Annotated in this window: 14 protein-coding genes; 2 read left to right on the forward strand and 12 right to left on the reverse strand. The window is 41.9% G+C overall.

Annotation, left to right across the window (positions count from 1 at the left end):
* Window positions 1-74: 74 nt before the first annotated feature.
* Window positions 75-2,273, reverse strand: coding sequence for an antiviral reverse transcriptase Drt3b (drt3b, locus tag AC07YT_RS14395; RefSeq protein WP_086544747.1), 2,199 nt, complete (start codon window positions 2,271-2,273; stop codon window positions 75-77).
* Window positions 2,273-3,907: an antiviral reverse transcriptase Drt3a gene (drt3a, locus tag AC07YT_RS14400; RefSeq protein WP_086544746.1), complete on the reverse strand. Its 1,635-nt coding sequence runs from the start codon at window positions 3,905-3,907 to the stop codon at window positions 2,273-2,275. The genes drt3b and drt3a overlap by 1 nt, the downstream gene beginning before the upstream one ends.
* A 271-nt stretch (window positions 3,908-4,178) precedes the next feature.
* Between drt3a and AC07YT_RS14405 the strand changes: the two genes are divergently transcribed.
* Complete coding sequence (locus AC07YT_RS14405) at window positions 4,179-4,640, forward strand: DUF4262 domain-containing protein (RefSeq protein WP_494945378.1); 462 nt, start codon at window positions 4,179-4,181, stop codon at window positions 4,638-4,640.
* A gap of 29 nt (window positions 4,641-4,669) precedes the next feature.
* Here the strand turns inward: AC07YT_RS14405 and AC07YT_RS14410 are convergent, their stop codons facing one another.
* The 8 genes from AC07YT_RS14410 to AC07YT_RS14445 all read right to left on the reverse strand — a co-directional run bounded on the left by AC07YT_RS14410 (window position 4,670) and on the right by AC07YT_RS14445 (window position 15,780).
* The gene (locus AC07YT_RS14410) at window positions 4,670-5,482 is read right to left on the reverse strand and encodes a helix-turn-helix domain-containing protein (protein ID WP_086544745.1); all 813 of its coding nucleotides are present in this window, start codon (window positions 5,480-5,482) and stop codon (window positions 4,670-4,672) included.
* Window positions 5,483-6,454 carry an aldo/keto reductase gene (locus tag AC07YT_RS14415; protein ID WP_086544744.1) on the reverse strand — a complete coding sequence of 324 codons (972 nt, stop codon included), beginning with the start codon at window positions 6,452-6,454 and terminating at the stop codon, window positions 5,483-5,485.
* Between the two features lie 72 nt (window positions 6,455-6,526).
* Complete coding sequence (locus AC07YT_RS14420) at window positions 6,527-7,372, reverse strand: helix-turn-helix domain-containing protein (protein ID WP_086544743.1); 846 nt, start codon at window positions 7,370-7,372, stop codon at window positions 6,527-6,529.
* Between the two features lie 117 nt (window positions 7,373-7,489).
* Window positions 7,490-7,978, reverse strand: a complete 489-nt coding sequence (locus AC07YT_RS14425) for a hypothetical protein (RefSeq protein ID WP_086544742.1) — start codon at window positions 7,976-7,978, stop codon at window positions 7,490-7,492.
* Between the two features lie 293 nt (window positions 7,979-8,271).
* Complete coding sequence (locus AC07YT_RS14430; RefSeq protein WP_086544741.1) at window positions 8,272-9,120, reverse strand: NAD(P)-dependent oxidoreductase; 849 nt, start codon at window positions 9,118-9,120, stop codon at window positions 8,272-8,274.
* Between the two features lie 147 nt (window positions 9,121-9,267).
* Complete coding sequence (locus AC07YT_RS14435; RefSeq protein WP_086544740.1) at window positions 9,268-10,113, reverse strand: sugar phosphate isomerase/epimerase family protein; 846 nt, start codon at window positions 10,111-10,113, stop codon at window positions 9,268-9,270.
* A gap of 108 nt (window positions 10,114-10,221) precedes the next feature.
* Window positions 10,222-11,394, reverse strand: coding sequence for an efflux RND transporter periplasmic adaptor subunit (locus tag AC07YT_RS14440; protein WP_086544739.1), 1,173 nt, complete (start codon window positions 11,392-11,394; stop codon window positions 10,222-10,224).
* Window positions 11,395-11,403: 9 nt separating this feature from the next.
* Window positions 11,404-15,780, reverse strand: a complete 4,377-nt coding sequence (locus AC07YT_RS14445) for a CusA/CzcA family heavy metal efflux RND transporter (RefSeq protein WP_086544738.1) — start codon at window positions 15,778-15,780, stop codon at window positions 11,404-11,406.
* 614 nt (window positions 15,781-16,394) lie between these two features.
* Between AC07YT_RS14445 and AC07YT_RS14450 the strand changes: the two genes are divergently transcribed.
* On the forward strand, window positions 16,395-17,510 hold the full coding sequence (locus AC07YT_RS14450; RefSeq protein ID WP_086544736.1) for an acyltransferase family protein: 1,116 nt from the start codon (window positions 16,395-16,397) through the stop codon (window positions 17,508-17,510).
* Window positions 17,511-17,592: 82 nt separating this feature from the next.
* Here AC07YT_RS14450 and AC07YT_RS14455 read toward each other — a convergent pair whose 3' ends face one another.
* Window positions 17,593-18,054: a (2Fe-2S)-binding protein gene (locus tag AC07YT_RS14455; RefSeq protein ID WP_086544735.1), complete on the reverse strand. Its 462-nt coding sequence runs from the start codon at window positions 18,052-18,054 to the stop codon at window positions 17,593-17,595.
* Between the two features lie 30 nt (window positions 18,055-18,084).
* Complete coding sequence (locus tag AC07YT_RS14460) at window positions 18,085-20,346, reverse strand: xanthine dehydrogenase family protein molybdopterin-binding subunit (protein WP_086544734.1); 2,262 nt, start codon at window positions 20,344-20,346, stop codon at window positions 18,085-18,087.
* Window positions 20,347-20,372: the final 26 nt, after the last annotated feature.

The raw sequence follows: 20,372 nt of genomic DNA on the forward strand, positions 1-20,372 counted from the left end.
CCGATTAAGGCTACAGATTGTGCTGGTGTGTGGCAGTAAAGCCTCTAATTTGATTGGTGCACAACCTAAATATCTTAAGAATACGGCTCAGATGGTTTCTTCGCATGTAATTCCTCTGCTAAATTAAAGTTTTTCCATTTGATAAACCAATATCTCTGGTGATTTTTGAAACTCAACAAAATTGGTTTATCTCTTTTAGTTACACCAAACATATGCATCATTTTTTTCTTAAATTCTGCATCCAAAAATGGACAGACCATCAGGTCAAGAAAAAGCAGAGTAAGTTCTGAATTCCTCCTTCTTCTAGAACTTGCAACGCATTTAATTTTCTCAATAATATGGATTTCTAGTGCTTTTTTAATGTTTATATATATAGCAATGTTTTCAATATAAAACAGTAAGCTCGTTATAGCAAAATAATTCAATTTATATTTAGGCAAAAAATGTTGTGTATCCACGCCATCTTTCCATATTTTCTCAAAACTAAAAAAAGCGGCTATTTGGTCAACAGTCAACCTATATGGCCTACCTAGCTCTCTTAGAACAACAAGCAAATATAATGTTTCTAACTGAACATGTTCTTTCATTTTATGCTTCCCTAGAACCAATGTAATATCATCTTCTATTTTTTTAAATACTAGGTGCGTATTAATTGAGCTAAAGCGTTTAAAGTGTCCTTTTTTGCGAATCTTTTTCCCATCAGTTGATATGACCAAACTGTCAAATCTATAATTACCTTTAACATAATCTATCACAGTGGACAAGATAGTACTGAACTTAATCGTAGAATTAACTCGTGGAGCAACCGTGTAAATAAAAGAAGTAAAGTCTAGCAGTTCAATTAAATATCGAATAAATGTATACTCCTCTTTTTGCTTTTCGAAACTGGAGAATGTATCTGGGTTTTCAGTTTTTTTAAACTCATCTTTGGATACCGCTTTAAAATGCTTCTCGAATGCAAGAATACTATATTCCAGCCGCGTATTAATTAATGCTAATGTGTAATTTGCAATATCTTTATATTCAACCTCCGCTTCGCTTATAATTATTTTAAATCTAGTAATTAGATAATTAGCATCGCAAAAATTTTTAACATATGTATTAAGAGTACCTTGATAATCCTTAAGCTTTTCTGTGCTGTCTATTATAATACCTGCTCTTTCATCTAAAAGCTCAACTATTCTAGATTTTGCAATTGTCAACTCAGTGATTAAAGGCTTAATGTAGAATTTATTCTTTATCTCACTCACTGATAGCTTATACTCTTTAAACATATTTCCATAAAGCTCAAAAATTCTCGCTCTTGTGCTCTCATCGTTATAAAAAATAAAGAAATCATCAACATAGCGGAAAATTTCGTAATCTTTTTTATGTAGGATATCTGATCCTCTCAATTGCTTTTCAACTTCGACATCAATATGTTGTAGTATTAGCTCAGCAAATATCCTGGAAGCTTCAGGGCCAATTAGTATGCCATTTGTTTCGCCAAAGTTTGCATTTTGCATAACCCGATCAAATCTACCTCCGAAAGTCATTTTGGATTCATTCAATTTATCCTTTACCATTTCCTTGTTAATCAATGCCCAAGCTAGGGAATGGGTATATATACTGGTAAAACATCTCGAGATGTCAAATTTAAACATCAGATCAAACTTCTTTTCTGCCCGATGATAATAATAATCTTCATAAAACTTATAAATGTTAGAATAGCGTTCATAAGTAAAAAAGGTTTTCAGCGTATCATACTCCTTACCACCTATCTCAACAGAATCGTCTTTATCACCTAAAAGTTTATCGTGAAGAGAATCCTTCACATATACATACTTTGCAATATCTTGAGGTTTTCTAATGGAAAACGGGGATTGTTGGGAGTAATAAATGATTAGCTCCTTAAATTTATCATAAAACTCAACGATTTCCAGTTGATTTTTAGGATGCATAAGAGCAAGTTCACGATACTCAGCTTCTTTATGAGTGATATTGTATTTGAATGGAACTCTCATGTGATCCTTTTTTGGTAGTTTGTGAGTTGCACCGATTACTTTTTCCAAACCAAACAAAATCTCCATTATGAGTGCTAATGGCTTGTCATTATAAACTCTTGACCAAGATATGGTTGTTGCACTTTCATCACCAGATAGTTCCACTTTATATCTATCTAAAAACTTGTAGAAATGCCTATTTGAAAAAATTATTGGCGTTTCATAAGGAAGCGTATCCGATAGCACTACTCTGTACCTTGAGTGATTAAGTTGTTTTCTTTTTGACCTCATCACTTCCAGATATTTACTATTTTTTCAAAATTTGATCTTAACACATTTCCTTCTGCATCTTTCATTTTGGGCATTTTTTTTGTAGATAAATTATAAAAAGTCTTGTTCTTAAAGCCATCAGCAAAACTGAATCTTTTCAACCTTGTCATTAAAACTCTATCTGTCAAAGGATTTAAATATTCATCTATTTTTGTCCCTAAGATTTCGTCTAGCTCTACTAAGCTTTGACAATCTGGATTAATAAGACTATTTGCATAAAAAATTCCAATAAAACCTTTCTTGGGTTTAGTAAGTTTTGTGTTTCTAGTTAAATATGCCAAACGATAATGTAACATTTTACGGGCATTCAGATAATTATATTTCCTCGTTGCAATAAATGATTGCAATACTAGAGTGATCCTTTCGGCATATTTCCGCATTTTATTATCAGACAAAAGTACAGTTGTACAAATGCCGTCTTTTATAATGAATTTATAACCTAAAAAAGTTATTACCGTATTAGTTTTATTTTCAAATAAGTCACACTGAAAGGTTTTATTGTTTTCAATATTCTGTTTTTCGAGATTCAGAATGGATTCGATCTCTCTCAGTCTTTTATTTAAGGGCAAAAACACGCTATAAATCTGTTTCTCTATAGCTGCGAAGTACGGCGGGGCTAATTCTCCTTTCTCTTTATTTATCAATTTGGCTATTGCAAAGAATTTTTTATTCTCATCACTTTCTTTTTCTATAGTTTTTAAATAACGATAAACATATCCATCGTCCAACTTTTTATTAACTTTTAGTTTTTCACCAACTATTATCGCCTCAACACTAGAAAGAAAGGCTTCAGGTACATGACTTTTTGAAGTAGGTGTGAAAACAACTATTATATCATCAACATATCTTGCGTAATATCTAACCCCCTCTAAACGTCGTATATTTTCATCAATATCTCGCATATAGAGCTCTGCTAGATAAGCACTAACACCAACGCCTCTGGGTATGCCCTTCTTATTGTCACTATTCAATTGTCCTGTCAGCTTATTGTATTCATAGAAAAGATTTCTTAAAATTTTAAGTGATTGAGGGCTTAATAGAGAATTTTTCGTTAAAATCCACATTAACTTTTCTTGCGAAACACTCTCATAAAAGCTCTTAATATCAGTACGAACGATATATTTAGGGAAATCATCAGTAAGTATATCCTTAAACTGTTTGACGATTAAATGTCTTTCCGAATGAGAAATATTAAAGGTTTTTCGAAGATTATATTGCAGTTGTTTCATTACAAAAAAAGTTGCAGGCGTCTTATCTATTGTATAGATCTGCTTCCATGTATTATTATCAAAAAACTGATTTAAACGCAAAGAAAAATCCCGTTGATTAACATGTTGGCTTATGTAAAAGAGAAAGTTTTCTAAAATAATATCGCGTTCAGTTTCTGCTTTTAAAAGTTGCGTCTCCAGCTCTTCTATAGAAGTATCATCCGCAAACTCATTTTTCAGTTTTCTTATTTCCTTTTTTAACGCAGAAGCATCCTCTGCCGCTTCAACGTATTTATTATCCAAAAAGCTAGTATTGAACCGAGCTTTACGGTTTTCAACTTCAAAAATAATGCGAAAGTTATTATAGGAAAAGGACTGGTCGAGCATGAGAGTTTAGATTGGATTAACATTAAAACATAAAAAAATTCAAAACACTTGTTATCTGACATTAAGTTTAATCCTATCAATACAAATGGGAAAATTAGTTATATTCAATAATCTAAAATATCAAAATTTAATTGGCATATGCATTTTATTTAAAAAAATCCCCCCTGCTAACGTACACGTGCCGCGTGTGTCACTAAATTCAATCCGAATAGCTAATAAAACCGGAGTTGCCCATATTTAGATTATCTGCTATTTTGCGAAAAGTTTTGTCATGAAGATAACTGAAGCACAAAGGAAAAAATATTTCAAAGAAGTTAATGATGATATCCGTAAATATGGCTATCATACCACTGTAGTATTGGAAGCAGAAAATTCTACACCTTTTGCTTATTCAACAGGGATTTATGAGTATTTCAAAATCCCGGAGTTGTTCATTTCGGGTCTCGGTCCAAACCTTTCGGGGCAATTAATTAAAAACTATGCAGATCAATATAAACTTAGGGCTGTTCCGCTAAATAAAAGAATTACAGACTTAACAGAAAGATTTCCGGTATACTTTATCAAGGTCACCAATGAAAGTTTATCTGATTATGTGTTATCTTCAATCAGGCATTACGGGAACGAAAAATATGAGTATTTACAACTCATATTTCCGGACTTAAATGGAAATTTTCCAGATGAGCGCAACTACGATTATGACCAGAAGATTTTTGGGAAATTCGAACCAAAATAAAAAACTTATTTAGTGCATCTTGGTATACCTTACGCATTTAGCGCCGTAGGTGCCATACCAAACTTCTTTTTGAAGGCATGCGAGAAATGCGACAAGCTTTCGAAGCCCAGATCGAGATAAATGGCAGAAGGTTTCTGGTGTTTGCTTTCAATGAGGTGTTTGGCTTCCCTTAGCCGTTTATCCTGCAGCCAATGACGGGGTGGAACACCGAATGTTTTCAGAAAATCACGTTTGAAACCGGCCAGGCTGCGACCCGTCAGCTGGGCGAATTTTTCGATGGGCACATTAAAATGATAGTTGCTCAGCATAAACTTTTCCAGGTCGATTTTATGCTGTTCAGAAAAGTCGAACAAAAAGTTTCGCAATGCCGGCAGGGCAAGTAACAGCAATTTAATGCCTTCTTTCACTTTCAAAATGCCCATTTCATCGGTCATGGTGGCGCCCGAGCTTCGGGCATAGGGAATAATCGATTGAAAATAGCCTTTCAGGAATTCATTTGATGGAATCAGGATATTGGGCGGACCGATGTATTTCTGGTCTGCCGTTAACTTTTCTTCCAATACGATCTTACGTAAGAGTTCTTCCTGCAACGATATCACGATGGTTTCATAGTTCCCTCCGGGCAGCGGTGTTTTGGTGAGCGTGCCCAGCTGGTTTTTGCCAATCAGCAGTACTTCGCCTCCGGTCATCGAAAGGTTTTGACCGGAGGTTTCTAAGGTAAACTGTCCCGAAACCTGCAGTACCAGGGTATGGTGGTTCCAGAAACACACTTTCTCTTTCCGCTGGGCCGAGAGGTATGAATAAAAGATGACACCGGGGAGGATTTCTGCTGGACTGGTCATTTAGCGTTGTAAGTAAGTACCACCACGTATGGCACCTATTGCAAAAGTAGTATTTAAAGTATTCATTTCCTGCGGGCTAAATACAATATCCATTGCTTTAAGATTTTCAGGTAAACGCGATCTGCGACTCATGCTCACCAGAGGCATGATGTGATCACCCTGTTCCTTTACCCAGGCAATGGCCAGCTGCGTAGGTGTACAGCCTTTATCCCGGGCCATTTGTTTCAAGACTTCTACTTTTTCGAGGTTATGAACCAGATTTTCGCCCTGAAAACGGGAGAAATGGCTATGGTAATCGTTCGCTGCAAGCGGTGCTTTCATTTCACCGGTTAATAAACCTTCTGCGGTATTGGCAAAGGCAACTACGGCAATGCCCAGTTCTTTTGCTGCCGGCAGCAGTTCGCTTTCGATCTGACGGTCGGCCAGCGAATAACCAATTTCGAGCGCACTGATGGGGTGAGTATTGTTTGCTTTACGAAGCTGATCAGCGGTAATTTCAGACACGCCGATGTGACGCACTTTACCTTCTTTAATCAGGTCGGCAACCGTTCCGATGATGTCTTCTACGGGCACGCTGTCGTCCATTCGGCAAGGCTGATAGAGGTCGATGGTTTCGATACCCAAACGCGTTAGCGAGTAATTGATAAAATTTTTGATCGCCAAAGGTCGCAGATCTAATCCCAGCCACTGGCCGTTGTGAAAGATGGCACCAAACTTTACGCTGATAAAGGCCTCATCGAGCCGATCTTTAATCGCTTTGCCAATTAACATTTCATTATGTCCGGCACCGTAAAAGTCGCCTGTGTTTAAAAAATTAATGCCACGATCTAGTGCCTCGTGAATGGTAGCTATGCTTTCTGCTTCATTGGGTGTAGCACCACCCCAAATAGAAGACATCCGCATGCAACCCAAACCAAGTTTAGATACGAAGGGGCCATTCTGACCCAACTGAATTTTTGTGATGTTGTTCATGAAACAAAGATCAGCATTCGAAACACCGGAGGCTTTCTTCTACGGCTCAAATATTTTGTCTGTACGGCTCAGTTACTGGCGTTCCCGAAAATCACTGGGTGTACACTTATACTTATCGCGAAAGCTTTTGGTAAAATTGGCCAGATCATTATAACCACAATTAAAAGCAATGTCTTTAATCCTTTCGTTTGAAATTAAGAGCAGTTCGGCCGCTTTTTCGAGCCTTTTGGTTTTGATATAATTGGCTGGTGTATCGTTGTAATGTCTGGCAAATTCGCGTTTAAAAGACGATAAACTCAAATTATTCAGTTGTGCCAGGGCATCGATATTGAGTTGTTCGAACAGGTTGGCCTCAATAATTTGCTTAAAGGTATAGGTAGCAGGCGAAAAAAGCTGTGCAAATATGGTTTGTATGGCCCGAGCATTAGCAGTTTGGGCCAGCAGCAGGATAATTTCTTTTAACTTTAAAACCAGTATATCTTCGTTAACCAGTGCGGGATGCTGAAAATAAAACAGCAAACCTTCGATATATTTTTCGATTAAAAAATTGTTGCTTAACACTTCGGCACTTTTGTTCGAAACCATACGGCCGGTTGCCTGAAGGATAGCGGGCATCTCCCGGTCGTAAATCCGTTTTAAAATATCGGGATGAAAATTAACGACCATCATTTCGTTAACACCTCCTTCATTTAAGTTACTGATGGTTTTGCTGGCTTGTATACAATTTAAAAACAAAGCGTGTTTATGCGGTATATTTACGCGATCTTCGTTGCGGTGATATTGCATTTCACCCTGTAACATGTATAAAAAACAGGCATTATCGGTAATGGGAAAATCGAAGGTAAAAGGTGCCTTGATCCTGATGTTCTGGATAATGGCTTTACCAAACAAATCGTATTTTTTATGGTCAATGATCATATTAAAAACCTTCAGCTATAAAAATAGCAAAACTAATGCATGCTTTGGCCTTTCTGCCCCCATGCATTAGTTGATATATGATAGAATATCTTTTATCCGAAAATCACAAGCTTTACTTTACCGTATTTTAAGCGCTTGACGTAGTTTAATGTACTGGTAAATGGCGCCGGCAATAAATGCGATTAAGAGCACCAGCAAGGTTTGGGCAATGATCGGATCGGCAGGGTTTTTAGCCAGTGGATGCCCCAGCGGAACCCGGGTAAAGGTTTCATTCACGGTGGGGATGAGCGACAGAAAGAAGCTGAAAGAGAGTAAAAAATTCTCTATATAACGGGCCCTGTTACTGCCGCTTCGCTTTACCGAAAGCCAAAAAGCCACCACCACTAAAATAAAAATGAATACCGAAAAAATATGCCCGGCATTAAAGCCTCCATGTTTGGAGATGCCTAATGCAGTTAAAGCGGTAACGCTAGTTGTATAAAAGTATATTTTACCACTAAGCTGCGTTAAATCAATTTTGCCAAAGCGTACAAATGAAATGATTGCCGCTACAATGGCTACAATACCAATGATGGTATGAAAAATTCCTAAACCTGATAGTCCCATAGTCTTTTTGTAATTATGTAATTATTGTTTACAAAAGTGACTATAGTAAGCTTAAGGGGTTTTGTGTATTCGTTCAATTCATTGGTAATCTCGTTCAAAATTACATTCTAGCCTCATTCTAGCGCAAGTCTTAGTGTCACTGGCCGGAAACATTGGCCAGACTTGTGCTTTCATTAAATTAATCTCATTAACGAATTTTATTAGTCAAATATCCTGAATGCACAAGTCATCCTGCCCGTTGTCCCCTACACTAAGACTTGCGCTAGTGAGGTATTTTATTCGACCTAAAACTTTCAGAGGTTATCCTTAGCGATTACACTCCAGTCATCCGAGCCATGGCCTTTTGCAATCCAGTTATCCATTTGTGTTATAACGGCAGGCAGAACGGTAAGGTTTACGCCATTTTCTTTTGCAGCATCTATCATCAGGCCGGCATCCTTACGTGCCATATCGAGTTCCCAGGAGGGATGTTTAAAATCCCCTGCCCTTATTTTATCGAACCTGGCAGGAACACCTGCACCAGGATTCCATGAGCTAAACAGTGAGGCCACTTCTCCAGAATCAATGCCGAGGGCTTTGGCCAATCCAAGGGCATCAGCAAGTCCTGCAGTAAGCGAGATGAGAAAAAGGTTACCGATGAGCTTTATGCCGGCTGCTTTTCCTTCTTCAGGACCAAAATTAATCAGTTTACCAGTCATTTTGGCCAGTTCAGGTTCAAGATGCGCAATAACAGCCTGATCGCCCGACACGAGCATGTTCCCGGTTCCTTCCAGTGCATTTGGCGGTCCCATAAATACCGGCGCATGCAGATAAGTAAAACCATTACGTTTCCACTGTGCCGTTCTTTCGATTGCGCCTTCCACTGAGGTTGTGGTATGGTCGATAATGGTGATGCCCGGCGAAAAACCTTTGCTGGCAGCGGCCAGTACTTCATTTACGATTGCATCATCCTTCAGGGTAAGGTGGATAACAGTTGCACCTTTTACCGCCTCAACCACATTTTCTAATGCTTTTGCGCCATCCGTTTCCAATGCCTGTGCTTTTGATGCAGTCCTGTTCCATACCTGTACCGCTTCGCCACGGCGCAGCATGGCTTTAATAAAACCCGTTCCCAAAAGGCCGGTTCCCAAAAATGCTTTCATAGAATATTTTATTGATCTGATAAAGGTAACGAATGACAGGCATTTCAGGCAAAGAAAAATCTGGCTGATCCTGTCCATACCGGTATATAAATTGATATGCGGCCTAAAAACCGCATATCAATCATGAATTTACATCAATTTCAAATATTAACGGGTAGCATCGCAAACTCCCTTAAAATAGCCGACTGATTCAGCTATTCCGGCTAAGGGATCTTTCATGTCTTTTTCGTATTCCAAACTACAGCAGCCCTGGTAATTCACCTTTCTCAGCATTTTTACATAGGCCGGGATATCAATTACACCACGACCGAGTTCGCAAGTGGTACCTTCATTTGCCGCTACCGTTACATTTTTTAAATGCATATCAAAAATCCGTTTCGAGAATTTCTGAAGGTCTGCAACAGAATCCCGCCCATCTCTTTTGTTATGTCCCATATCAAAGCATATTCCAACACGTTGATCCAGGTTTTTAATCAGATTATAAATGCTTTCCGCATTTGGATATAGTTTATCCTGGGGGCCATGGTTATGAATGGCATAACGAATATTATATTCCTTTGTCTTTTGGGCCACATACTCCAGGTCGGCATGGGCCGGAATTCCGATCAGTAAATCAACACCTACCCTTTTTGCATAATCAAATGCCTGATCAATCTCTTCCTTATTTTTGATGTAAATAGGTCCCACGGCATATCCAACTACATTATTTTCTTTCAGTTTAGCATGAAAGGCTGTAATTTCTTCTGCTGTACTTTTAAAAGGCAAATGAAAGTCTTTAATGCAGAGGTAATGTACATCAACCTTTTTCATCATTTTAAGTGATTCATCGAGGTTAAAGTTCAGAAAGCTATAACCGGCGATGGCTAATTTAAAAGCATCTTTAGCCGCAACATTTGGTTGAACAGGCTCCGAGAAAACTGAGGGAATATTGGTCAGCGAGGCTGCAGTTAGCCCCAATATTCCGGTTTGTAAAAAATTTCTTCTTGTGGTCATCTTAATTTTATCTGGCGACTAAAGTTAATATTTAAATTGATGTAGTTCAACGTTCAGGGAACCCGATATGACAAAATTTATCCATAAATCGAAGCCCGACTTGAACCTTTAATGTTCCTCGCCTTCCTCTTCCGCATTTTTCACCTTACTTAACAGATCGTACGCGCCTTTTATCACCACCCTCCCCTCACCGATCTGCTCCGCAAAAGAAACCTGTGTATAACCGTTTTCGGCAACACCTGTTTTTACTTCCATCATCCGGTACCGGTAAGGGTTGGTGCCCTTAGCAGCAGGCTGATCGATAAACACGAATTTTTTGCCTTCAAATTCAACAATGGCCGCATCGGGTAAGGCTTCTACCTTATTCATGCCGCTTTCCACATAAGCTTTCAGGTACATGCCCGGAAGCAGCTGTGTATCTTCCTGATCCAGGTGGCAGTGAATCTGTACCGTACGCTCTTTACTAATTTCCCTGCCGATGAGGTAAACCGTGGCCATGCGTTCCTTTTCCTCGTTGGCCAGTACAAAGCGAACCTTCTGCCCCAGCTTAAGTTTAGGAACATCCTTTTCAAATACCGTAAGCTCTGCATGCAGGTGCTCGGTATCGGCAATTTTGAACAACACATCAGTGGTACTGGCAAAAGCACCTATATTGGTGTTCACCTGCGTAACATAACCCGCCATTGGGGTATAGAGGTTAAAGGTTTTCTGGATCTGTCCTTTCTCAAGTGCTGCGAAACTGATATTCATAATCGAAAGTTTTGAACGTTGTCCCAGTAATCTGGCGCTCACACTCTGGTATTCGCTCCTTGCTTTCTGCAGTGCTTTTTTAGAATTGACGTTTTCCTTTGCCAGTTCTTCCTGGCGATCGAGCTCCTGTTTTAAAAACTGCAGCTGACTTTTATAATCCAGATAGTCTTGTTGCATCTGAATGAATTCCGGGTTCTGCATTACCGCCACAAGCGCCCCCTTGGCTACACGCTTTCCTTGCAGCATACTGGTGCTTTTTACAATCCCTTCCAGCGGTGTGGAGATAGATACCAGGCTTTGCGGAGGAAGATCAAGCATGCCATTTACTTTGGTTGTTCCGCTTAATTCTTTCTGCTCTATAGCGCCCAGCGTAATTTCCGATAACTTATACTGCTCCGGGGTAAGGCTTACGATATCACTTGCTTCGTGAACGGCCTCTTTTTCGGGCTCCTTTTCCGTATTGGGACGGCTACAACCAGCCAGATAAAATGGAAAGGATACCAGGATAAAATATTTATATATAGATCTCATGAGCTATGTTTATAATGATTGGTGATTACCGGTTAAAAATTCAATCTGATTGATGCTCTGGCTTAACTGGAGCAGGGCCATCAGGCGCCCCTCGTAAATACCATTTGCCTGTTTAAGGTTCAGCAGGTATTCCGAATAACCTATTTCTCCGTTCTGATAGGCAATCCGGCTGTTTTTTAAAATCAGTGCGGCATTGGCCAGCGCCGAAGTCAGAAAATAGTCGTAACGTTTCCTGTTTTTCAGGTATTCGCCCAGGGCTTGCTGATACTGGCCAGTTAGTTTTCGCTGCTGAAGTTCCAGGTCGTTCGAGGCCATATCCCTGTTAATCAATGCGGCTTTTGCCTTCGCAGCATGGGACCTGTAAAATAGCGGAACAGAAAGGCCCACCTGAAAGCCCTGAAAACGTTTGTCACGGCCAAAGAAAACATCATTTCCGTTAACGTTTTGAAAACCCGTTAGCGACTGGTTAAAATAGCCAAGTGTAAAATCGGGTAATGCTTTGGCAAGTTCGACTTTCCGCTGTTTTTCGGCGATCACGATCTGTTGCCTGAAATAAGCAATGGCCGGATTTTCATTTAACAGCGCCGTATCTCCAATCGAAACTTCGGGTGTTTCTTTTAAAAACTTGTCGGCAATTAGGGGAGCTCCATTCCTGCCCAGAAGCGTAGCCATCTGCGCGGTATAAATTTCGATATCAGACTGGTTTTGATCGAGCAGGTTCTGTACCTCCTTGAGCTGGGTCTCGGCGGCGACCTTTTCGAGCAGGTTCCCCTCGCCTGTTTTGTACTTCAGCGAAGCAGATTTCACAAAACCCTTGTAAATGCTGTCTTGCCCGAGCAGCAGTTTTTCTTTCGAATACAGGTATTGAAGATTCGTATAAACGGTCTTGACCTGAAAAATGAGTTCATTTTTACCCGAAGCCACCTGAAGCTGGCCTGCTTTAATGCGTTCATCCCCGAGTGCCGCATTTGCAGCAAAAAGTGTGGGGAAAGGAATACTTTGCGAAACGGTAAAGTTGTTGTCGTTTTTAACCAGACTGTTGTACTGCCCGTAAAGCATAGACACTTCAGTTTTGGGCATTTCAAAGGCACTTTTCCGCAGCGCCTGCTGCAGCCCTACGCCGAGGTTCGCCCCGCTGATTGCCTTGTTATTTTCCAACGCCGAAGATACGGCCTGCTCAAGGGTTAATGCCGTCTGGGCATTTGCAGGTTGCAATCCAAACAGGACAACAAACAGCACCATTATTCCCGCTACCGGAGTTATTTTTATTTTTTTCCTGCCTATTTTTTCTACCCAGATATAAAGTACCGGAAGCACCAAAAGGGTAAGCAGTGTTGCAGAGATTAGTCCGCCGATAACAACGGTTGCCAAGGGGCGTTGTACTTCAGCACCGCTTCCACCCGAGATGGCCATCGGAAGAAAGCCCAGTGAAGCCACAAGTGCCGTCATAATCACCGGACGAAGCCTGACCGAAGTTCCTGTTTTAATAATTTCGAGCATATCTTTCATTCCTTCTTTTTTTAACCTGTTAAATTCACTGATCAGCACGATACCATTTAGTACCGCCACACCAAAAAGTGCGATAAAGCCGATGCCCGCAGAAATACTAAATGGCATAGCCCGTGCCCATAGCGCGAATACGCCACCAATAGCCGACAGTGGAATTGCCGTAAAAATTAAAAGCGCATGTTTAATGGATGAAAAAGTAAGATAGAGCAACAGTAAAATGAGCAGTAGTGCCAGTGGAACGGCAATCCCCAATCTTTTAGTGGCGGCCTGCAGGTTCTCAAAAGTACCGCCAAAAGTTGGGTAATAGCCTGGCGAAAACTTAACCTCCGCATCAATCTTCTGCTGGATTTCCTTGACGATACTTTCCACATCTCTTCCCCTCACATTAAAACCAACGGTAATCCGCCGCTTTGCATCATCGCGTTGGATCTGGTTTGGCCCTTCTTTGTACTCGATATCCGCCAGCTGTTCAAGCGGGATCTGGTTGCCATTGGGTGCGGTTACGAAGAGGTTTTTCACATCTTCCAGTGACTGCCTGTTTTCTTTTTCCAGGCGGACAACCATATCGAATCGCTTTTCACCCTCAAATACAAGACCTGCAACCTCTCCGGCAAAACCCGAGCGGATAGCGGTATTCACATCCTCAATATTCAATCCGAACTGCGCAATTTTTTCGCGGTGAAATTTAATGATCACCTGAGGCAGCCCGGAGGCCTGTTCAACATACACATCCTCAGCGCCTTCGATTTTTCCGGCGATAGCGCCGATTTTTGATGCGTAGCCACTCAGCTTCGAAAAATCTTCGCCATAAACCTTGATCACCACATCCTGCCTTGCACCGGTCATGAGTTCATTAAAGCGCATCTGTATGGGCTGCTGGAACCCAAAAGTAACCCCCGGAATATACTGTTCCAGTTTGGCCTGCATTTTTTCGGCAAGTTCATCCCTGGTCGAAGCATTTGTCCAGTCGCCCTTATCCTTTAAGATGATGATCAGATCACAGGCTTCTACCGGCATGGGGTCGGTGGGAATCTCGCTGGAGCCGATCTTTCCGATTACTTCTTTTACCTCAGGAAAATTGGCCTTTAATACCTTTGCTGCCCGTGTAGATGCTTCGATGGTTTGAGAAAGACTGCTTCCGGTAAGCACCCTGGTTTCTACGGCAAAATCGCCTTCCTCTAATGTGGGAATAAATTCTGCGCCCAGGTAATTGAAAATAATAAGACAAATGACAAATAACCCGATTGCAATGCCCACCACGGCCACCCGCACCCGAAGCGCAAAATTGAGCATTGGCGTATACACCCTTTGAAAAAAGGACATGATTTTGTCTGAGATATTTCTTTTGGTGCTGATGGTTTTGTTCAGGAACAGCGCACTCATCATTGGTACATAAGTTAAGGATAAGATGAAGGCACCCAGGATTGCAAAAGCCACGGTTTGGGCCATAGGCCTGAACATTTTGCCTTCTATACCCACCAGTGCCAGAATCGGCAGGTACACGATGAGGATAATAATCTCGCCGAAAGCGGCGCTGTTACGGATCTTGGATGCAGATTCAAAAATCTCTGTATCCATCTCCTGCTGGCTTAACCTGTTTTTGTTCTTTCGGATCCCCAGGTGGTGAAGGGAAGCTTCTACTATGATTACCGCACCATCTACAATCAGGCCGAAATCAATGGCACCCAGGCTCATCAGGTTTCCACTGACGCCAAAAAGGTTCATCAGGCATACCGCAAACAGCATGGCAAGTGGAATAACCGAGGCTACGATGAGTCCGGCACGGAAATTTCCCAAAAGCAGTACCAGCACAAAGATCACAATTAAGGCACCTTCTGCCAGGTTTTTGGTCACTGTACCAATAGCACTGTTTACCAGTTTGGTACGATCGAGGAATGGCTCGATAACAACTCCTTCGGGAAGGTTCTTTGCGATCTGATCCATCCGGGTTTTTACGTTGGCAATAACCTTGGAAGAATTGGCACCTTTAAGCATCATCACTACTGCCCCTACTACTTCGCCCTGATCATTTCTGGTCATGGCACCATAACGGGTGGCCGCACCAATCCTCACCTCAGCTACATTTCGGATCAGCACTGGGATGCTGTTCTCATTGGTCCGCACCACAATGTTCTCAATATCCGCTATACTTTTGATAAGTCCCTCGCTTCGGATAAAATAGGCATTGGGTTTCTTATCAATGTAAGATCCGCCGGTATTCTGGTTGTTTTTTTCAAGCGCCTTAAAAATATCGCTGATGGATATGTCCATGCTCCTGAGTTTGTCGGGATTGAGGGCAATCTCATACTGCTTGAGGTATCCCCCAAAACTGCTGACATCTGCAATGCCCTCTACACCCAGCAGCTGGCGGCGAACAATCCAGTCCTGAATGGTGCGGAGTTCGGTGGCATCATATTTCTTTTCATATCCTTTTTTGGGATGGATGACGTACTGGTAAATCTCCCCCAGCCCGGTGGTTAATGGCGCAACTTCGGGCGTACCGATGCCTTTCGGAATGGCCCTTTCTACTTCGGCAAGTCTTTCACTTACCTGTTGGCGCGCCCAGTAAATCTCTACATCTTCCTTAAATACCACCGTTACAACAGAAAGTCCGAACCTGCTAAAGGAACGGATTTCTTCTATTCCGGGAATGGTGGCCATGGTTTGTTCTACCGGATAGGTTACAAAGCGCTCAATATCCTCTGCGCCGTTGCTTGGCGAGGAAGTAATGATCTGGACCTGGTTATTGGTAATATCGGGAAGCGCATCTATGGGCAATTGCCGCAGAGAATAGATTCCCCAGGCAATCAGCGCCAGCATCATAATTCCCACCAGCAGTTTCTGCCTGATGGAGAATTGTATTATTCTGTTCAGCATTGTTGTTTAAATCAAAAATCAATAAATAGCGGGATAACATTGCACCGTGTGGTGCAACATGTGCATGCTTTTCATGGACAGTGCCATGAGCTCAAAAAATTGATTAAACGATTTTAGGCGGTTGCCAGATATCGAGTGGTTGTTTCTTTAATGCCGAGCACTGGAAAACCGGGTAGGGTTTCCGGAATACCGGAACAATCAGGTCTGTTAACTTTTCGGATGGGAAGTGCTGACCAACAGAACAGCAGGCACAGCTGCAGAATGGCGGACAGGATTCTCCGTGCGTATGTTCAGCTTTTGCATGATCGCTGTGCACAGTGCTTTCGGTGTGTGATTTGGAAACCATATCCTCCTTGTCCTGGCAGGGCATGAGGCCCAGAAGGATCAGATAAAGAGAAAAAAGGAATACCAGGTTTTTCACTAAGGGCAAATGTAATGATTAAAGTTTTTAATTCATAAAGCCCGTTTTTATTTTAAATCGTGTTCTGTTTTGATCGGCAAAAAACTATTATCTTTTCAACAAGCCTCAATACGTTACGTATTATTGTGGATGCAAAGTTATCAGGTAAAGAATGTTGGTTATTTTTACCCATTGCAATTTTACCTGCTATTACATGATAACTAACCTGAATAATGCGCTGGCCACCAAGCCACACTATACCATATTAGACGGTCTTCGCGGTATCGCGGCTATCATCGTTGTTACCTTTCACCTCACCGAGCCTTTAGGAACCGGGCACCTGGATATTTTGGTTAACCACGGTTACCTGGCTGTAGATTTTTTCTTTTTATTATCAGGCTTTGTAATGGGCTACGCTTACGACGACCGGTGGACTAAAATGACGGCTGGCAATTTTTTTAAACGCCGCATCATCCGTCTTCAACCCATGGTAATTTTGGGGATGACACTGGGTGCTATCGGATTTTATTTTACAGATTCTACCATATGGCCATTGATTCATACCATTCCGCTTTGGAAGATGCTGCTGGTGCTGCTGATTGGTTATACGATTCTGCCTATACCCTTATCGCTTGATATACGTGGCTGGCAGGAGATGCATCCCATGAATAGCGTGGGCTGGTCGTTGTTTTTTGAATACATAGCCAACATCCTTTATGCGGTGTGGATCAGGAAGTTTTCTAAAAGGGCTTTAAGTATTTTGGTTGTTATCGCTGCCATCGCATTGGCACAGCTGGCCATTACAAACGGCGATGTAAGCGGGGGTTGGACACTGAATATTGAACAGGTACGCATTGGTTTTACCCGCACCCTGTATCCCTTTTTTGCCGGTCTGTTACTCTCGCGTATCGCAAAACCAACCCGGATTAAAAATGCCTTTTTATGGTGCAGCCTTTTAATCGCTATGGTATTATATATGCCGCGGATTGGCGGTGCGGAACACCTGTGGATGAACGGAATTTATGAATCCGTTTGTATCATCATTGTTTTCCCGCTTATCGTATACCTGGGCGCCAGCGGTGTGCTGCATACACAAAGAGAGCACAGGCTATGCAAATTTTTAGGGGATATATCCTATCCTTTATACCTGGTACATTATCCACTGGTTTATTTTTACGTGGCCTGGATCAGCAATCATAAAGGCACAACAATCGTGCAGGCCTGGCCTTATGCCCTGCTCATTTTAACAGGCAGTATTGTTTTGGCCTATGCTGTGTTGAAATGGTATGATGAGCCTGTACGCAAATGGTTGCAGAAAAAGCTGGCCTAAATCTGGACTAGACCTCATCTGGTTTGGTCAAACCTCCAGTGCGCATACAGGCCGCCATGCATTGAAGTTGCTTACAGGGCATTTATACTTTTTGCTGTTCTTTAGCTGCCAGCTGAATGGCTTCCCTAATGCGCAAATAGGTGCCACAGCGACAAATATTACCGGCCATGGCATCATTAATATCCTCATCAGTAGGGTTTTTATTTTCTTTGAGCAGCACCGCAGCCGACATAATTTGTCCGGCCTGGCAATAACCGCATTGCGATACGTCCAGTTCGAGCCATGCTTTTTGCAGGGGATGGTTATTCGATTCGGACAAGCCCTCTATGGTTACCACTTTTTTACCCTGGGCCCTGCTTATTTTGGTTACGCACGAACGCACAGCTTCACCATCGAGATGTACCGTACAGGCGCCGCATTGTGCCACCCCGCAGCCATATTTGGTTCCCACTAAACCAATGATATCGCGGAGCACCCATAACAAAGGTGTATTGGGGTCTGCATCAACCTTATAGTTTTTCTTATTGATATTTAGCGTGATCATATTAAAAACATTAATGATAATAGAAATGGATTAAACACTACCTGCATTTGTTTGCGGCATCGCAAAAGGCTGCTGATAAAAACGCTTTCCGGTGGCTTTATGTAAAGCATTTGCCACGGCACCAAATACAGGCGGGAAAGGCGGTTCACCTAATCCTGTTGGGTCAATGTCGTTCTGCACAAAAAAGACTGCTATTTTTTTTGGTGCTTCGTGCATCCGGATGATCCGGTATTTATGGAAGTTGTTTTCTTCTACCACACCATTTTTATGTGTCAAACCGCCATACAAACTGTTTCCAATACCATCAACAACTGCGCCCTGAACCATGTTGGTAGCGGCATCAGGATTGATTACAATACCACAATCGATAGCACTGAATACCCTTTCTACATAAGGTTCTCCGTCTTTCACGATCATATCTACCACATGCGCCGCATAAGAATTATGACAGAAATATGCGGCAACCCCGCGGTTGTAATTTTTATGGTCGGCACCATTCCATCCCGATTTTTCTTTAATCAGTTTCAGCACACCAGCATAACGATCTGCATCGTACTCATTGTTTTTACCGACCGGATTTTCTTTAGCTCTTTTTAACAGTTCCAAACGAAAATCAATCGGATCTTTGCCCATGGCTTCGGCCAGTTCATCAAGGAAAGATTGTTCAGCTGCCGCATTAAAGTTAGATCTCGGTGCCCTGAATGCCCCTATTGTAATATTAGAAGGAATTTGCCAGCCCTCGGCAAGATAATGATCTACCGCCCCGGCCGGAAACCTATTCGCGTGGATGGCATGTTCGGGAATACCGCCCCCTTTAACATGAAAGGCCGTTAGGTTTTTATTCGAATCTAAGGCAGCCCTATAGGTAGCGGTATACATTGGACGATAAATGCCATAGGTAGTATCGTCTTCGCGACTGTAGATCAGCTTTATAGGTGCTTTTGTTTTTCTGGAAATTAGTGCTGCTTCTACCAGGTAGTGCCCATAGGCCCTTCGGCCAAAACCGCCACCCATGCGGGTCATCTGGATTTCGATCTTATCGGCAGGAAGTTTTAAAACTTTCGAGAGTGTAGGCTCTGTCCATCCTGGAGCCTGCAAAGGTCCCACGAGCAATGCTTTTTCATCGGTAACATGTGCAAAGAAATTCATGGGTTCCATGCAGTTATGGGCCAAAAACGGCGCAGTATAAGTACGCTCGATCACCTGTGCTGCATTTTTAAAAGCAGTTTCTGGGTCACCGTCTTTTCTTAACTGCTGGGCAGGTTTAGCTGCATTCTCCAACATCTTTGCATATTGGTCGGTTGTATTTTCGATTGTTCCAGGGACAATCACTTGCCTGCCCCCGTTCCTGCCTGCCATAGTATCTTTGGTATCACCGGCAGGCATCCACTCTACGAGGAGTTTTTTCCGGGCATTCATCACCTCCCAGGTCGTTTTACCTACTACCACCAACAAATCATTAAAAGTGCGCACATCGAATCCGCCCTGTTCAAATCCATCTTCGTATAGCTTTAAACTGAAAACATCTTTAATACCGGGCATTTTTAAGGCCTGCGAGGCATCGAAAGATTTAAGTTTCATACCAAAAGCAGGTGGATGCTGGATCATCGCAATCAACATTCCCTCATGTTGGTAATCAAGGCCAAAAAGTGGCTTACCACTAACAATCTTACTACCTTCTACATTTTTCTGCGAATTTCTGACAACATTAAAATTCTTTACTTCCTTTAATTTAACGCCTTTTGGGACAGGAATAGTGGCTGCCTTTGAAGCAAAGTCGCCATATTTACCTTTTTTACCGCTTTTTTCGTGATAAAGCACTCCGGCCCTGGTTGTTATTTCTGTTATAGGCACACCCCATTCCTGCTCCGCAGCCTGCATTAACATATTGCGGGCTGTTGCTCCGGCTTCGCGCAGGGGGCGCCAGTACATCCGCATCGAATTACTTCCGCCGGTAAATTGCGGACCCAATTTCACATTATCGTGCGGTCCCATTTCTACCACTACTTTATTCCATTCTACCTCCAGCTCTTCCGCTACGATCATTGGAAGGGAGGTCATTACATTCTGTCCGAACTCTGGATTTGGGCAGATGATTTTGACTAAATTATCTGGCGTGATCTTCACATAACCGTTTATTTCACTCCACTGCACAGCTGCTTCTATTTCTCCATTGTTGGTAGGCATAGCTAATTTGGCCAGCCCGCTAAAATGGATCATCAGTCCTCCGCCCACAAGTGCAGAGGTTTTAAGAAAGGCGCGTCTGCTGTTGTCAGTCTTAATCTTTTCCATGTTGGGTGTATTGATAAATGAACATT

It is taken from the genome of Pedobacter sp. GW460-11-11-14-TSB4 (genome assembly GCF_059423705.1).

Bases quoted from the DNA above. Each gene is read 5' to 3' on its own strand.
- drt3b (WP_086544747.1), bottom strand. From the start codon at position 2,273: ATGAGGTCAAAAAGAAAACAACTTAATCACTCAAGGTACAGAGTAGTG.
- drt3a (WP_086544746.1), bottom strand. From the start codon at position 3,907: ATGCTCGACCAGTCCTTTTCCTATAATAACTTTCGCATTATTTTTGAA.
- AC07YT_RS14405 (WP_494945378.1), top strand. From the start codon at position 4,179: ATGAAGATAACTGAAGCACAAAGGAAAAAATATTTCAAAGAAGTTAAT.
- AC07YT_RS14410 (WP_086544745.1), bottom strand. From the start codon at position 5,482: ATGACCAGTCCAGCAGAAATCCTCCCCGGTGTCATCTTTTATTCATAC.
- AC07YT_RS14415 (WP_086544744.1), bottom strand. From the start codon at position 6,454: ATGAACAACATCACAAAAATTCAGTTGGGTCAGAATGGCCCCTTCGTA.
- AC07YT_RS14420 (WP_086544743.1), bottom strand. From the start codon at position 7,372: ATGATCATTGACCATAAAAAATACGATTTGTTTGGTAAAGCCATTATC.
- AC07YT_RS14425 (WP_086544742.1), bottom strand. From the start codon at position 7,978: ATGGGACTATCAGGTTTAGGAATTTTTCATACCATCATTGGTATTGTA.
- AC07YT_RS14430 (WP_086544741.1), bottom strand. From the start codon at position 9,120: ATGAAAGCATTTTTGGGAACCGGCCTTTTGGGAACGGGTTTTATTAAA.
- AC07YT_RS14435 (WP_086544740.1), bottom strand. From the start codon at position 10,113: ATGACCACAAGAAGAAATTTTTTACAAACCGGAATATTGGGGCTAACT.
- AC07YT_RS14440 (WP_086544739.1), bottom strand. From the start codon at position 11,394: ATGAGATCTATATATAAATATTTTATCCTGGTATCCTTTCCATTTTAT.
- AC07YT_RS14445 (WP_086544738.1), bottom strand. From the start codon at position 15,780: ATGCTGAACAGAATAATACAATTCTCCATCAGGCAGAAACTGCTGGTG.
- AC07YT_RS14450 (WP_086544736.1), top strand. From the start codon at position 16,395: ATGATAACTAACCTGAATAATGCGCTGGCCACCAAGCCACACTATACC.
- AC07YT_RS14455 (WP_086544735.1), bottom strand. From the start codon at position 18,054: ATGATCACGCTAAATATCAATAAGAAAAACTATAAGGTTGATGCAGAC.
- AC07YT_RS14460 (WP_086544734.1), bottom strand. From the start codon at position 20,346: ATGGAAAAGATTAAGACTGACAACAGCAGACGCGCCTTTCTTAAAACC.